Origin of the sequence: Mesorhizobium sp. M00.F.Ca.ET.216.01.1.1 (genome assembly GCF_004010325.2) — a bacterium.
GTDB lineage: Bacteria > Pseudomonadota > Alphaproteobacteria > Rhizobiales > Rhizobiaceae > Mesorhizobium.
The window spans coordinates 1-322 of the sequence record NZ_SADR02000363.1 but is presented as its reverse complement, the minus strand read 5'-3'; the positions used below and the strand labels follow the sequence as shown (position 1 = coordinate 322).

The following is a 322-nucleotide window of genomic DNA, read 5'->3' as shown; positions in this document are numbered from 1 at the left end:
GGCGGGGCTCGGTCGTGCCGCTCTCTCCTACACTCAGCGAAAAATCCTTCACCGACCTGCCCGGCTGGAGCGAGGATGATCCCCCAAATGCGCGACGCAGCATTCTCTTCCCGGAAGGCCAAGGCATGACCTCCAGATCAGACGACATCCGCCTCGGCGCGGACATCGGCGGCACCTTCACCGACATCGCGCTCGATGTCAGGGGAGAGATGTTCTCGACCAAGGTGCTGACCAATTATACCGCGCCCGAGCAGGCGATCCTCGACGGCATCGACGTCGTCATCCGCGACGCCGGCATTTCGGCGGCCGAGATCGGCATCAT

The 322-nt window shown here is 63.4% G+C and carries 1 protein-coding gene; it reads left to right on the top strand.

The window, feature by feature from the left end:
- Nucleotides 1–125: 125 nt before the first annotated feature.
- On the top strand, nucleotides 126–322 hold a 197-nt coding region (locus EN859_RS36485; RefSeq protein WP_135913694.1), incomplete at its 3' end, for a hydantoinase/oxoprolinase N-terminal domain-containing protein.